Below are 13,879 nucleotides of genomic sequence, written 5' to 3' on the forward strand. Positions count from 1 at the left end.
GAACTTCTCCATACCTTGCAGCCGGACTGCACCATCCCGGCACGCCGCAGGTGACCTGACCCATACGGGCGGGGAGCGCGCCTGCGCACGCCCTCCCCTGTTATCGGCTATTCCGCCGGTTTGGATGCCGTGTTGCGGCGGACGACTTCATCCACAATGCCGAACGCCTGCGCTTCTTCCGCCGACATATAGCTGTCACGTTCCAGCTTCTGCTCGATTTCCTCAAGCGTGCGGCCGGTATGCTCCTTGTAGATCTCGTTCAGGCGCTGGCGGATCGTCAGGATTTCCTGCGCCTGAATCTCGATATCGCTGGCCTGCCCCTGCGCCCCGCCCGAAGGCTGGTGCACCATCACGCGCGCGTTCGGCAGGGCGAAGCGCCGCCCCTTTTCACCGCCAGCCAGCAGCAGCGACCCCATGGAGGCCGCCTGCCCGATACACACCGTGCTGACGGGGCAGCGGATGTACTGCATGGTATCGTAAATCGCGAGTCCAGCCGACACCACGCCACCGGGGCTGTTGATGTAGAACGATATTTCCTTGCTGGGGTTGACGCTTTCCAGATAAAGCAACTGGGCCGACACCACAGCGGACACCTGGTCATAGACCGGCCCGGTCAGAAAGATGATCCGTTCCTGCAGAAGGCGGGAATAGATGTCGAATGCCCGTTCCCCGCGGGAGGTCTGTTCAACCACCATCGGTACCAGAGCGTTATTGAAGATCTCTACGGGATCCCGATCCCTCATAGCCATATTCCCGATCCTGAAAAGCAAGGGGCCGTTCCGCCTCCCTTACCCGGCGCGCACACGCACGGGCAGTTATGGATGCGGCCGGTCCCTTCCCGGTTACTTATGACAAAATAGAGACAAACACGCCAGATACCACCCCATTCCTGTCTTTTTACCGGAAACGGGCTCCACAATCTGCGTGTCGCTGCCCTGCCCGCAAACACATACGGCGCACGGAAGTCCCCTTCCGTGCGCCGTATGGGCCATCCATACCGTGTGAACGGATCAGACGTCGGCTTCCGGCATTTCCGCCAGTTCTTCAGGTGTCACGGTCTTGTCATCGACCTTGGCCAGCTCGACAATGTAGTCGATGACCTTGTTTTCGAAGATCGGACCGCGCAGGCCATCAGCCGCCTGCGGATTCTTGCTGAAGAATTCGAACACGGCCTGTTCCTGGCCGGGGTAGCGCATCGCCTCGGCGCGGACGGCCTGCATCATCTCGTCGGGCGTGACGGTGATGGTGTTGGCGCGACCGATCTCGGCCAGCAGCAGGCCCAGCTTCACACGACGGTCGGCAATGCGGCGATAGTCGGCGCGCAGCGTGTCGTCGTCCTTTTCCTTGTCTTCCACATCAAGGCGCCCGGCCTTGCGGTCTTCCTCAATGCGGTTCCAGATCTGCTCGAACTCGGACTCGACCATGCCCGGAGGGGCCTGGAAATCCGTCTTTTCAGCCAGCTTGTCCAGCAGTTCGCGCTTCAGGCGCAGGCGGGAAAGCTGGTCGTATTCCTGCGTCACCTGCTTGGTGATCAGTTCACGTACCTGCTCCAGCCCCTCGAATCCGAGCTTCTTGGCCAGGTCATCGTCAATCTTGGCGTCGATCGGGCGCTTGAGTTCCTTCACCTTGATGTCGAAGGTCGCTTCCTTGCCCGCCAGATGCTCCGCGCCGTAATCGGCGGGGAAGGTGACGGTGATCATTTTTTCGTCACCGGCCTTCATGCCCTCGATCTGCTCGGCGAAACCGGGGATGAATCCGGCGCCGCCCAGCTCGACATTCACATCGTCGGCCGAACCACCCTCGAACGCGGTGCCATCCACCTTGCCCACGAAGTCCACCACCACGACATCGCCATTGGCGGCGGGGCGGTCTTCCTCGATCTTCTCGAACTCACGCTGGCGGCTGGCGATTTCCTGCAGCGCCTTGTCCACGGTCTCGGCGTTCACTTCGGCCTTGAGGCGCTCAAGCGACAGGGTGGACAGGTCCGGAATCGTGATTTCGGGCAGAACCTCGAATTCGACGGTGAACTTCAGGTCGTCCTTGCTGTCCGGCTCACCGCCGGACACGACATCGACCTTGGGCTGCATGGCGGGACGCAGGCCGCGTTCGTCCAGCAGGCCACGGGTCGCCTCGCTGACAACCTGCTCCATGACCTCGCCCTGAACGGCTTCGCCATAACGCTGCTGCAGGATGCTCATGGGCACCTTGCCGGGGCGGAAACCCGGCAGCTTCATGGTCTGTCCAACTTCTTTCAGGCGCGCGGTGCGCTTGCTCTCGATTCCCGCCGCCGGCACCGTAACGGTAAACCCGCGCTTCAGGCCCTCGGAAAGCGTTTCAGTAACCTGCATCTGCCAGGCCATCCTCTCGGTCAGTAACGTGTCAAAGAACGCAAGAGGCCGCTCGGGCCACCGCGCCTGCTCGCATAACGCGACTTGCCGGGATCTTGGTACGGGCGGAGGGACTTGAACCCCCACGACTTGCGTCACCAGAACCTAAATCTGGCGTGTCTGCCAATTCCACCACGCCCGCACTGTGCCCAGGCTGTAAGCGCGCGGCTTTAGCGCACGATGGGCCACGGGGCAAGATCCCACGGGAAACGAATGCCGTTTTCAGGCGAAAACTTTTTGCGCCATCGCCTCCGCCCGCGCCCGCGCGGCCCCCACATGCAGGTCGAACGCTTCGGCCACAGGCCAGTCCCCGGCATGAAGGGCGGCGTCCCCATGCAGCCACACCCCCGCGCAGGCGGCGTCCCACCGGGGCATGCCCGCCGCCAGCAGCGCCGCGATGATGCCCGTCAGCGTATCGCCCGAACCCGCGGTTCCCAGCATGGGGGTCGCATGGTCGTTAATGGCCACGCGCCCATCGGGGGCGGCGATGATGGTATCGGGGCCCTTCAGCACCGTCACCGCGCCGGTTCGGGCCGCCGCCTGCCGGGCGGCCGCGAGCCGGTCCACCCCCGGTTTGCCGAACACGCGCGAGAACTCCCCTATATGCGGTGTGATGATGGCGGCCCCGCGCAGCCGCTCCGGCTGGTCCGCCGCCAGGGTGAAGGCCCCCGCATCCGCGATCACGTCGCGCCCCGCGCGCACCAGCACCGGCAGGCTCGCCGCGACTTCCTCCACCGACAGGCCGGGACCGCACACCCATACATGGCGGCGCGAATCCTTCAGCAGTTCATCAAGCGGCCCGGAATCCACGATCAGGCCCGGCGGCGCGGTCATGCGGTAATCCGGCGCGCTGTCGCCCGCCGCCAGCCGCACCAGCCCCGCGCCCGCCGCCCGCGCGCCCGCGGCGGACAGGCGCGCCGCCCCCGGCATCTCGCGCCCGCCGCATATGCTCACGATCCCACGGCTGTATTTATAGCTGTCCACCCCGCAGGCCGGCGTGCGCCACAGGCCCGGCTCGTTACGCCATGTCCGAATCGGCTGGGACTCCACCACGCCTTCCGGAATGCCGATATCCGCCAGCACGGTACGCCCGCACAGGGTGCGTCCGGGCAGGAGCAGGTGCCCCGGCTTGAGGCGGCAGAACGTTACCGTCAGTTCCGCCTGCGGCGCGTACCCACGCACCGCACCCGTCGCCCCGTCCACGCCGGTGGGCATGTCGATGGCGACCACACGGCGCGCGGCCCCCAGCACGCTGGCCACGTCCGGCCCGATGTCCCGGCTCAGCCCCGCGCCGAACAGCGCATCCACCACCAGATCGAATCGGGCGACGCTCTGGGGCGTGAAGGGCACGACGGGGCCGCGCCACAGCGCCGCCGCCCGCGCGGCATCCCCGCCGGGATGCGGGGCGGCCAGGGCGGCGATGGAAACCGGCCAGCCTTCTTCCGCCAGCCTTCGGGCGGTCACGTAGCCATCACCGCCGTTATTGCCGGGGCCGCACAGCACCAGCACCCGGCAGGGGCGCGTATGCCGCCGGATGGCGCGGGCGACGGCGCGGCCCGCGTTTTCCATCAGGACCGTGACGCTGATGCCGCGCGCCGCCGCCGCGTCGATCCGCCCCATCTCCGCCGGGTCGGGCAGCATGAAGCGCGCGTGGATGGTGGCCTGTTCTGGTTCGGCTATGGACATTTCCCTCCCCTTTCCAACAACTTTGACTGCGAAAACCGCCTTGCGCATGATAGAGGAAACAGGAAAACGGGCATGGCGCGCCTGCCAGCGTCCCCTGTCCCTGATTTATCCATACCCCGGCAAGGAGGCCTCGTGTCCCACCCCATAGTCTGGAGCCTTGTGCTCGCACTCCACATTACCGGCATGACGGCATGGGTCGGCGGCATGATCTATGCGGCCTTCGTACTCAAGCCCAGCCTCGGGCTGCTTGACGCGACACAGCGCGCCTCGATCCACCTGCAGACGCTGAGCCGCTTCTTCCGCATCGTATGGCATACCATGCCTACGGTGCTGGTTACGGGCTGGCTCCTGATTTTTCATTATGGCGGGTTTGCGGTCATGCCATGGCAGATCAACGTCATGCAGCTTTTCGGGCTGATCATGGCGGGGATTTTCGCGCGCATCTATTTCGGCCCCTACCAGAAGGCCCGCCGCGCCATCCGCCCGCAGCCCGGCGTGTTCGACTCGATCCGTTCGCTGATCGTGCTCAATACCGGGCTGGGCGTCCTGACCATTATCGCGGCCTGCCTGGCCCATCCTTTCTGAATTTCTGGCCCCCGCCCGGAATTACGGGACTGAACGCTCACGCCCCCTTGATTTCCATTGCAAAGGTGGATAGGCACAGGGAATGTGGCGCATGAGGGGTCTGTCCCCGTCATGTCACATTCCCCTTCCCTGCATTGCTGCAGGTACATCAGGGACGGCAGCCTGATACAGCGCGACACGGTGGCAATCGGACGGGGCCATATCCATCTGCTGATATGTTCGAGAGTAATTTGAGCGCCAAAAAAACTTCCTCCGCCCCCGCACGTTCCGCAAAGACGGCGGCAGCCGCAGTTCCCGCCGCCAGCATCGACGGGGCCGCCTCCAGTGACACGCCAGCAGAAACAGCCAGCCCGGAACAGGCCCAGCCCCTGTTTTCCGAACTCGGCCTGTCCCAACCCATCCAGCAGGCCATAGATGAGATGGGATACCGTCATCCCACCCCCATCCAGGCCCAGGCCATTCCCTATGTGCTGATGGGGCGCGACGTTCTGGGCGTGGCCCAGACGGGCACCGGCAAGACCGCGTCCTTCACCCTGCCCATGCTTGAGATTCTGTCCGGCTCCCGCGCCCGCGCGCGCATGCCGCGTTCGCTGATTCTGGAGCCGACGCGTGAACTCGCCCTGCAGGTGGCGGAGAATTTTGTCGATTACGGCAAATACCTCAAGCTGACGCACGCGCTGCTGATCGGCGGCGAAAGCATGGCCGAGCAGAAGGAAGTGCTCAACCGGGGCGTTGACGTGCTGATCGCCACCCCCGGCCGCCTGATCGACCTGTTCGAACGCGGCGGGCTGCTGCTGACACAGACGCGCCTGCTGGTGATCGATGAGGCGGACCGCATGCTCGATATGGGATTCATTCCCGATATCGAGAAGATCGTGAGCATGCTCTCCCCGCTACGCCAGACCATGTTCTTCTCGGCCACGATGGCGCCGGAAATCCGGCGGCTGGCCGATATGTTCCTGAGCAACCCGAAGGAAATCACGGTCAGCCGCCCTTCCTCCGTCGCCACCACCATCGAGACCGGCCTTGCGATCGTGGATGCCCATGACAAGCGCCGCGCCCTGCGCAAGATGCTGCGTGGGGCCGACATGCAGAACGCCATCGTGTTCTGCAACCGCAAGCGCGATGTGGATGTTCTGTGCAAATCACTGATCAAGCATGGTTTTTCCGCAGGCGCCCTGCATGGTGACCTGCCGCAGTCCACACGGTTCGCCACCCTTGAGGCGTTCAAGACCGGAAGCCTGCAGATCCTGGTCTGTTCGGACATCGCGGCGCGTGGCATCGACATTGGCGGCCTGTCGCATGTCTTCAATTTCGACCTGCCCTTCCATGCCGAGGATTATGTCCACCGCATCGGCCGCACCGGCCGTGCGGGCCGCACCGGGCATGCCTACAGCCTGGCCACCCCCGATGAGGAAGGTCTGGCGCAGGCGATCGAGAAGCTGACTGGCAAGCCCATCCCCCGAATCGAGGTCAATGGCGTGGATAATCAGGACTGGTCCGCTGAACCGCGCGCCGCTGGCGGCCGGCGCAAGTCCCGTCATGACAGCGCGGCACAGCGTGGCGCGGCTCCGGCGGCACCGCAGGCAACACCTGCCACCCCTGCCGCGCCTGCCGAAAAGCCACCCCGCAAAAGCCGCAAGTCCGATACGGCGGCTGCGCCCTCACGGCGCGATTCCGGGCTGCTGCCAGCCGCGCCCGAACATGGCATCGTCGGGTTTGGCGAGGATATTCCGGCCTTCATGCAGCTTCCGCGCCGTGAGAAGACCGTCATCCCGGCGGATGAATAAGCCGTCCGTCCTTCAAGCGATCGTATAATGGAAAACGCAGTGGCCGAGGCCATCCGGGTGGTGGCGCTCGGCAATGATGGGGATGGCGTGGCCCAGACCCCACAGGGGCGGGTGTTCATACCGGGCACCTTACCGGGGGATGAAGTCCTACTAGCTGGCGGAAATGGCGTTCATGCCGCGCTGGAGCAGGTTGTCTCCCCCGGTCCCGACCGGGTGGCGCCGCCGTGCCACCTGTCCGGTACCTGTGGCGGATGCCGCCTTCAGCACATGGCCCTGCCCGCGATCGCGGCATGGAAAACCGCCCGCGTGGTCGAGGCGCTGCAACGCACCGGATTCGCGACCATTCCCGCCCCGGCAACCCACCAGGTCGCACCCTATGGCAGGCGGCGCGTTGACCTGGCCTTTCGCCGTGTGGACAGGCGGATTGTCCTTGGCCTCCACCGCCGTCGCGGCGATGTGGTGGACATGACCCAGTGCACGGTGCTGGACCCCGCACTCTTCGCGCTGCTTGCACCACTACGGCAGATGCTGCATTCGCTGCCAGCGGTGCATGCGGGGGGTGACCTCCAGATCAACCTGCTCGATAGCGGGCCTGACCTGCTGATTACGCTGGATGGCACGCCAGACGCCAATGACCGGCGGATTCTGGCCCAGTTCGGCAAAAATCACGGCATACCGCGCATTTCCCTGCGCGCCCAGCCGCCGGAAACGCTGGCACTGACCGGGCCGGTCTTTCATCATTTTGACACTGCGCGCGTTGTTCCCCCGCCCGGCGCCTTCCTTCAGGTGGCGCGTGATGGGGAAGCCGCGATCAAGACCGCGGTTCTGGCTGGCCTGCCGCGCAAGGGGCTGAAGGCTGGCATCATCGAATTATACGCAGGCTGCGGCACCCTGTCCTTCGCACTGGCGGAACATGCCAAGGTCAATGCCTATGAAGGGGATCGCGCGGCTTTCGCATGCCTGAAGCAGGCCAGCGGGGGCACCCGGGTCCTGCCCGCGCTGCGGGATCTCAACCGCCAGCCTGTCATGGCGGCCGACCTGGCCAAGGCGGCTACGGTCGTACTGGACCCACCCCATGCCGGCGCGGGGGCGCAGATGGCGCAGATCGTGGCGGGCAGGCCCCGGCATGTCATTTATATCAGTTGCAACCCCGTGGCACTCCAGCGCGATCTCACCCCACTCCGGCAGGCAGGCTACCGGCTGGAGAGCCTGACGGTCATTGACCAGTTCCTGTGGTCGGCGGAGGTGGAGTCCGTATGCGTGCTGACCCTGCCCGGCACGACACGGCACGCCAGACGCTAGGTTGCGCTGGTGCTTCCATGCTCAGACATGGAAGCTCTCACCGCAACCACAGCGGCCTTTTTCATTGGGGTTGGTGAAGGTAAAGCCCGCCTCAAGCTCCTTGACCTCATAATCCATGACCGAGCCGATCAGGAACAGGGTCGCCTTGCGGTCGACAAGCAGGGTTACCCCCTTGTCCGTCACCACCTCATCACCGGGGCCGGAGTGTTCGACAAAGGTCATGTCATAGGCATTGCCGGAGCACCCCTTGGTCGAAACACCAATGCGCAGCAGGTGCCCCGCATGGTTGGTCCGGTACAGGGTCTCCAGCCGTTGCGCCGCGCGGTCGGTCAGTGACAGGAGCGGCGGCAGCGCACGGCGGGCGGGGGCCTTGGTGGTCACGGTATTCTGTTCGGTCATGGCACGTTCCCCTTGCTGGGTTCAGAACATGTTCAGGGCGAGGCGCGCGTCTTCACTCATGCGCGACATATCCCATGGCGGTTCCCACACGATTTCCACCGTCGCGCTGGTGACCGTATCGAGCTTTTCCACGGCCTCCTTCACCTGCAGGGGCAGTTCCTGCGCGCTGGGGCAATTGGGGGCCGTCAGGGTCATTTCAACCTTGACCGACCCGTCATCATGCAGGTCAATGGCGTAAATCAGCCCAAGTTCATAAATATTGACCGGAATTTCAGGGTCATACACGGTCGCGATCGCCTCGATGACGGCATCTTCATCCGGCGCGGTGGCCTGTGTACTGCCTTCCGGCGGCTTTTCGCCATCGGGCGTCCAGGTCGATACGGGTTCGGTCCGGGCCACGGGCGTATCCTCGGCCTCAAGGGAGAAAGGTCCGGCTCCCTGTGCCATGCCGATGGCGGGCTCTACCTGATTTTTCTCTTCCATGAGGCTTTCACCTGTCCCTGTCATCATTGAGCATCTCAATCAGTGCCGTCCATGGCAGCATGGCGCAGCGGATACGGGAACGGTGCCGGTGCAGGGGGGCGAACGCCGAAAGTTCGCCCAGTCCCTCCGGGGCCGTGCCCGTTTCCACCGCCGCCGCGAGATCGGCATGGATCTGCCTGATCCGTGCCGGTTCCTGCCCCGTCACCCCCTCCGCCATCAGATCGGCGGAGGCGGCACAAATGGCGCAGCCCCGGGTTTCATGCCGTATCCGGTCGATACGTCCCTGCGCATCAACTACCGCATGAAGGTGAACCCGGTCCCCGCATAGCGGATTCGTCCCCTGCCCCTGCGCGTTCGCTTCCGCCAGCGCGCCTGCGAAATGGGGGGCTTTGGCGCGCTGCAGTACAACGGTGCGGTACAGATCGTCCTGAGTCATCACACCGTCAGACAAAGAAACCGCGTATCTGCACCAGTGTCGCGGCCAGCATGTCTATTTCCTCTGGCGTGGTGTAGATGCCAAAGCTGGCCCGCGCGGTGGCCGAGACCCCCAGCCTGCGCATGAGCGGCTCGGCGCAGTGATGCCCCGCCCGTACCGCAATGCCGTTACGGTCCAGAAGCGTCGCGATGTCATGCGGATGAACATCCGCCATGGTGAACGAAATGACCCCGCCACGTTCCGGCGCGGTTCCGATCACCTTCAGCCCGTTCACCTGCCCCAGCGCATCGAGCGCGTGGGCGGTCAGGGCCTCCTCATGCGCGCCGATCCGGTCGAAGCCGATGGATTCGATATAGCTGATGGCCGCACCCAGCCCGATGGTCTCGATAATGGCGGGCGTCCCGGCTTCGAACTTGTGCGGCACGGGCGCCCAGGTCGACTGCGCGAAGGACACGGTGGAAATCATGTCCCCGCCCCCCAGGAAGGGCGGCATCTCATCCAGTATCTCGCGCCGTGCCCACAGCACGCCAATACCGGTCGGGCCATACAGCTTGTGGCCGGTCAGCACATAGAAATCCGCATCCAGTTCGCGCACGTTCACCCGACGGTGGACGGCAAGCTGGCTGCCATCGAACAGGACCTTGGCGCCAGCGGCATGCGCCATGTCGGCAATGGCCCGCGCATCCGTGATCGTGCCCAGCACGTTGGACATATGCGTGATCGCGACCAGCGCCACCTTGCCATCGGACAGGTTGCGCCCAAGGGCTTCCATGTCCAGCGCGCCATCATCGGTAACGGGGGTCACGCGCAGTTCGATCCCCGCGCGGTCACGCAGCATCTGCCAGGGCACGATATTGGCGTGATGCTCCATTTCCGAGATCAGTACCACCTGCCCCGGCCGGAGCAGCGCGCCATAGGAATGCGCGACCAGGTTGATGGCTTCGGTGCTGTTACGGGTGAAAATGATTTCTTCGCGCGCCGACGCCCCCAGAAAACCCGCGACCTGATCGCGCACACCCTCATACGCCTCGGTCGTGCGCTCGCTCATCCAGTACAGGCCACGGTGGATATTGGCGTACTGGGTGCGCATGGTGTCGGCCATGCAGTCAATGACCTGCCGGGGTTTCTGCGCGGAGGCCGCGCTGTCCAGAAACACCAGATCCCTGCCATGCACCTTCTGCGACAGGATCGGAAAATCCGCCCGGACGTGCCGGAGGCTTCCGGCGGCATCGGCGGCCCGTGTCACGATCTGGTCCATCATGCCGCCCCCCGCTTCCACCATGCTTCCACGGCAAGGTTGAGGCTGTCCTTCAGCCGCTGGTCATCGATCTCGTCCACCACATCATGCAGGAATGCGCGGATCAGCATGGAGCGCGCGACATCATCCGGGATGCCACGGCTGCGCAGGTAGAAAAGCTGGTCATCATCCAGCGCGCCCACAGTGGCGCCGTGGCTGCATTTCACGTCATCGGCGTAGATTTCAAGCTCGGGCTTGGCGTCGATTTCCGCGCCATCCGACAGGAGCAGCGCCTGGTTCATCTGGTAGCCATCGGTCTTCTGGGCAATCCGTTCCACAAGGATCTTGCCCTGAAACACCCCGCGCGCCTGATCGGACAGGACATTCTTGACCGTCTGGCGCGAGACGCAACCGGGTGCGGCATGGGTGATCACGCTGGTCAGATCCCCGTGCTGGCGGCCCGCCAGAAGCTGCGCGCCATTGACATGCACATGCGCGCCCGGCCGCGATAGCGCGGCATGCACTTCATGCCGCGACAGGCTCCCCCCCAGCGTAAGCGTGAAGCTGTCGTACACGCCCTCCGCCGCGACGGTTACGTGGCTTACGGCAAGATGCACCGCCAGCCCGCCTTCCGCCTGGATACGGGCATGGGACAGATAGCCCTTATCCGCCACCGCAATGTCATGGAGCGGATTATGCAGGTAATACCCCTGCCCGACGGCGGCATCCAGCACGGCCAGCCTGCCACCCTTTTCCACCACGATGCGATGGCGCGGATGAAACGAGACCGGCGCGTCATCCGCCGTAAGCCCGATGCTGACCAGCAGCAGGCAACCGGCATCCACCCCCGCGGGTACGACCAGTTCCAGCCCGTCATGCGCCATGAGGGTGTTCAGCGCGGTCGTGACATCGCCCGCCGGGTCGATCCCGTCTTCCCCTGCCCCGCCAGCAAAGCCCGAAACCCGTATATCGGCAGGCAGGCGCGACCGGGTGGCATCGAAATGGCCGTTGACGAACACGGCGCGGTTCGCCCCCGCGCCCAGACCGGAAATGGTCTCGACCTCGGCCAGGAGCGTATCGATCCTGTGCCCGTCCACATCCCGTGGGGCGGGGGCGAAAGGCACATCGGCCAGCATGCGCAGGGTCGTGTATTTCCACGCCTCCACCCCGGCGCGCGGCAGGCCCGCGCGGCGCAGGAAGTCCGCGGCCTTGCGCTGCCCCGCGCCCGCTTTTGCATCACCCCGGTCGAGAAAGGCGCCGGCATTGACCCCGACCGGTGTCAGCGCGTTCACGCGGCTTCCGCCAGGAAGCGCGCGTAACCCTGCGCTTCAAGCTGCTTGGCCAGTTCGGGGCCACCGCTGTGGATGATGCGCCCCTTCGCCATGACGTGAATGCGGTCGGGCACGATATAGTCCAGCAGGCGCTGGTGGTGCGTGATGACCAGCGCCGAGAAATCCGGCCCGCGCAGGGAATTGACGCCTTCGGCCACGATGCGCAGCGCGTCGATGTCCAGCCCGCTATCCGTCTCGTCCAGAATGGCGAAGGATGGCTGGAGCATGCGCATTTGCAGCACTTCGTTGCGCTTCTTCTCACCACCGGAGAAGCCGACATTCACGTTGCGCTTGAGCATCTCGTCCGACATGGAAAGATGCTTGGTCTCCTTGCGCACGGCCTTGAGAAAGGCCACGGCATCCAGTTCTTCCTGCCCGCGCGCGCGCCGCACGGCGTTGACCGCGGTGCGCAGGAAGTTGGCGTTGTTCACGCCCGGCAGTTCAACCGGGGCCTGAAAGGCAAGGAACAGGCCCAGCGCCGCGCGTTCCTCGGGCTCCAGCGCCAGCAGGTCCTGCCCCTTGAAAGTGGCGCCCCCACCCGTGACCTCATAATCCTCCCGCCCGGCAAGGACGTAGGACAGGGTCGATTTGCCCGACCCGTTCGGCCCCATGATCGCGTGGACTTCGCCCGCCGGGATCTGAAGATCGACGCCGCGCAGGATTTCCTTGTGTGTCCCACCGTCCGAAATACGGGCGCACAGGCCATCAATGCTTACGAATTGCTTGCTCACGTTTCCCAATCCCTGTTAGCCCACGCTGCCTTCAAGGCTGATCTGCAGGAGCTTCTGCGCCTCGACGGCGAATTCCATCGGCAATTCCTTGAGAACGTCCTTGCAGAAGCCATTCACGATCAGGCCCACCGCGTCTTCTTCCGACAGGCCGCGCTGGCGGCAATAGAACAGCTGGTCTTCCGATATCTTGGAGGTCGTCGCCTCATGCTCCACACGCGCGGACATGTTGCGGCTTTCGATATACGGCACCGTATGCGCCCCGCACTGGTCGCCTATCAGCAGGCTGTCGCACTGCGTGAAGTTGCGGCTGCCCGACGCCTTGGGCATCATCCGCACCAGCCCGCGATAGGTACTGTCGGAATGACCGGCGCTGATGGTCTTGGCGATGATGGTCGAGCGCGTGTTGCGCCCGATATGGATCATCTTGGTACCCGTATCGGCCTGCTGGTGGTTGTTGGTCACGGCGACGGAATAGAACTCACCCACCGACCCTTCGCCCTGAAGGATGCATGACGGGTATTTCCATGTAATGGCCGAGCCGGTTTCCACCTGCGTCCATGAAATCTTGGAGCGCGCGCCGCGGCAGGCGCCGCGCTTGGTCACGAAGTTATAGATGCCGCCGCGCCCGTTCTCATCGCCGGGGTACCAGTTCTGCACCGTGGAATACTTGATGGAGGCGTCATCCATCGCCACCAGTTCGACCACGGCGGCATGAAGCTGGTTTTCATCGCGCATCGGCGCGGTGCAGCCCTCCAGATAGGAGACGGAGGCCCCGTCCTCCACCACGATCAGCGTGCGCTCGAACTGCCCGGTATTGCGGGCGTTGATGCGGAAATAGGTGGACAGTTCCATCGGGCAGCGCACGCCCCTGGGCACGTAAACGAACGAACCGTCGGTAAAGACCGCCGCGTTCAGGGCGGCGTAGAAATTATCCGTGACCGGCACCACGCTGCCCAGGTATTTGCGCACCAGATCGGGGTGGTCGCGCACCGCCTCCGAAATCGGGCAGAAGATCACGCCCGCTTCCTGCAATGTCTTGCGGAAGGTGGTGGCGACCGAAACGCTGTCGAACACCGCGTCAACGGCGACGGGCGGCCGGGCTTCCTGCCCCTCCGGCAGTTCCACGCCCGCCAGCATCGCCTGTTCGTGCAGGGGGATGCCCAGCTTCTCGTACGTACGCAGCAGTTCGGGATCGACCTCGTCCAGCGACTTGGGGCCGGGCTTGCTGCGTGGCGCGGCGTAGTAATGCACGTCCTGATAGTCAATGGGGGGGTAATGGACCTTGGCCCATGTCGGCTCGCGCATTTCCAGCCATGAACGATAGGCCTTGAGCCGCCATTCCAGCAGCCACTGGGGTTCGTTCTTGCGGCTGGAAATCAGACGGATCGTATCTTCGTTCAGGCCCTTGGGCGCGATATCCATCTCGATATCGGTCTCGAATCCCCATTTATAGGTATTCTGACCCAGGGTTTCGACCGTCTTGCGGGTTTCAGCTACTGCCGGCATGGCTCT

13 protein-coding genes and 1 tRNA gene are annotated in these 13,879 nt (G+C 64.3%); 3 read left to right on the forward strand and 11 right to left on the reverse strand.

All coding sequences use genetic code 11. The annotated features are described in order from the left end of the window. Window positions 1-107 precede the first annotated feature (107 nt). From LDL28_RS04960 to LDL28_RS04975, 4 genes are all read right to left on the reverse strand, one after another. Entirely contained in the window at window positions 108-743 is a 636-nt protein-coding gene (locus LDL28_RS04960) for an ATP-dependent Clp protease proteolytic subunit (protein ID WP_233059190.1), read from the reverse strand. Between the two features lie 267 nt (window positions 744-1,010). Continuing rightward, complete coding sequence (gene tig / locus LDL28_RS04965) at window positions 1,011-2,348, reverse strand: trigger factor (protein ID WP_233057482.1); 1,338 nt, start codon at window positions 2,346-2,348, stop codon at window positions 1,011-1,013. A 96-nt stretch (window positions 2,349-2,444) separates the two neighbouring features. Further along, window positions 2,445-2,529: transfer RNA gene (locus LDL28_RS04970), tRNA-Leu, on the reverse strand. 80 nt (window positions 2,530-2,609) lie between these two features. Beyond that, complete coding sequence (locus LDL28_RS04975; protein WP_233057483.1) at window positions 2,610-4,073, reverse strand: NAD(P)H-hydrate dehydratase; 1,464 nt, start codon at window positions 4,071-4,073, stop codon at window positions 2,610-2,612. A 132-nt stretch (window positions 4,074-4,205) separates the two neighbouring features. Between LDL28_RS04975 and LDL28_RS04980 the strand changes: the two genes are divergently transcribed. From LDL28_RS04980 to LDL28_RS04990, 3 genes are all read left to right on the forward strand, one after another. Continuing rightward, a complete protein-coding gene (locus LDL28_RS04980) occupies window positions 4,206-4,658 on the forward strand; it encodes a CopD family protein (RefSeq protein ID WP_233057484.1) in 453 nt (150 codons plus the stop codon). Between the two features lie 230 nt (window positions 4,659-4,888). Then, entirely contained in the window at window positions 4,889-6,448 is a 1,560-nt protein-coding gene (locus LDL28_RS04985) for a DEAD/DEAH box helicase (protein ID WP_233057485.1), read from the forward strand. Between the two features lie 27 nt (window positions 6,449-6,475). Further along, window positions 6,476-7,750, forward strand: coding sequence for a class I SAM-dependent RNA methyltransferase (locus tag LDL28_RS04990; RefSeq protein WP_233057486.1), 1,275 nt, complete (start codon window positions 6,476-6,478; stop codon window positions 7,748-7,750). A gap of 21 nt (window positions 7,751-7,771) precedes the next feature. Here LDL28_RS04990 and LDL28_RS04995 read toward each other — a convergent pair whose 3' ends face one another. Genes LDL28_RS04995 through sufB form a run of 7 tightly spaced genes read right to left on the reverse strand, consistent with a single transcriptional unit; the run spans window position 7,772 to window position 13,873 of the window. Beyond that, window positions 7,772-8,149: an iron-sulfur cluster assembly accessory protein gene (locus LDL28_RS04995; protein WP_233057487.1), complete on the reverse strand. Its 378-nt coding sequence runs from the start codon at window positions 8,147-8,149 to the stop codon at window positions 7,772-7,774. A gap of 21 nt (window positions 8,150-8,170) precedes the next feature. After that, window positions 8,171-8,632: an SUF system Fe-S cluster assembly protein gene (locus LDL28_RS05000; protein ID WP_233059191.1), complete on the reverse strand. Its 462-nt coding sequence runs from the start codon at window positions 8,630-8,632 to the stop codon at window positions 8,171-8,173. Window positions 8,633-8,639: 7 nt separating this feature from the next. Continuing rightward, the gene (sufU, locus tag LDL28_RS05005) at window positions 8,640-9,068 is read right to left on the reverse strand and encodes a Fe-S cluster assembly sulfur transfer protein SufU (protein ID WP_233057488.1); all 429 of its coding nucleotides are present in this window, start codon (window positions 9,066-9,068) and stop codon (window positions 8,640-8,642) included. Window positions 9,069-9,075: 7 nt separating this feature from the next. After that, complete coding sequence (locus tag LDL28_RS05010) at window positions 9,076-10,329, reverse strand: aminotransferase class V-fold PLP-dependent enzyme (protein ID WP_370636363.1); 1,254 nt, start codon at window positions 10,327-10,329, stop codon at window positions 9,076-9,078. Next, window positions 10,326-11,597, reverse strand: a complete 1,272-nt coding sequence (gene sufD, locus LDL28_RS05015; protein ID WP_233057489.1) for a Fe-S cluster assembly protein SufD — start codon at window positions 11,595-11,597, stop codon at window positions 10,326-10,328. The genes LDL28_RS05010 and sufD overlap by 4 nt, the downstream gene beginning before the upstream one ends. Next, window positions 11,594-12,367 (reverse strand): Fe-S cluster assembly ATPase SufC, encoded by a 774-nt coding sequence (gene sufC / locus LDL28_RS05020; protein WP_233057490.1) that lies wholly within the window; start codon window positions 12,365-12,367, stop codon window positions 11,594-11,596. The genes sufD and sufC overlap by 4 nt, the downstream gene beginning before the upstream one ends. Before the next feature lie 15 nt (window positions 12,368-12,382). Continuing rightward, window positions 12,383-13,873, reverse strand: a complete 1,491-nt coding sequence (gene sufB / locus LDL28_RS05025; protein WP_233057491.1) for a Fe-S cluster assembly protein SufB — start codon at window positions 13,871-13,873, stop codon at window positions 12,383-12,385. Window positions 13,874-13,879 lie beyond the last annotated feature (6 nt).

Origin of the sequence: Komagataeibacter sp. FNDCR2, from assembly GCF_021295395.1 — a bacterium.
GTDB lineage: Bacteria > Pseudomonadota > Alphaproteobacteria > Acetobacterales > Acetobacteraceae > Komagataeibacter.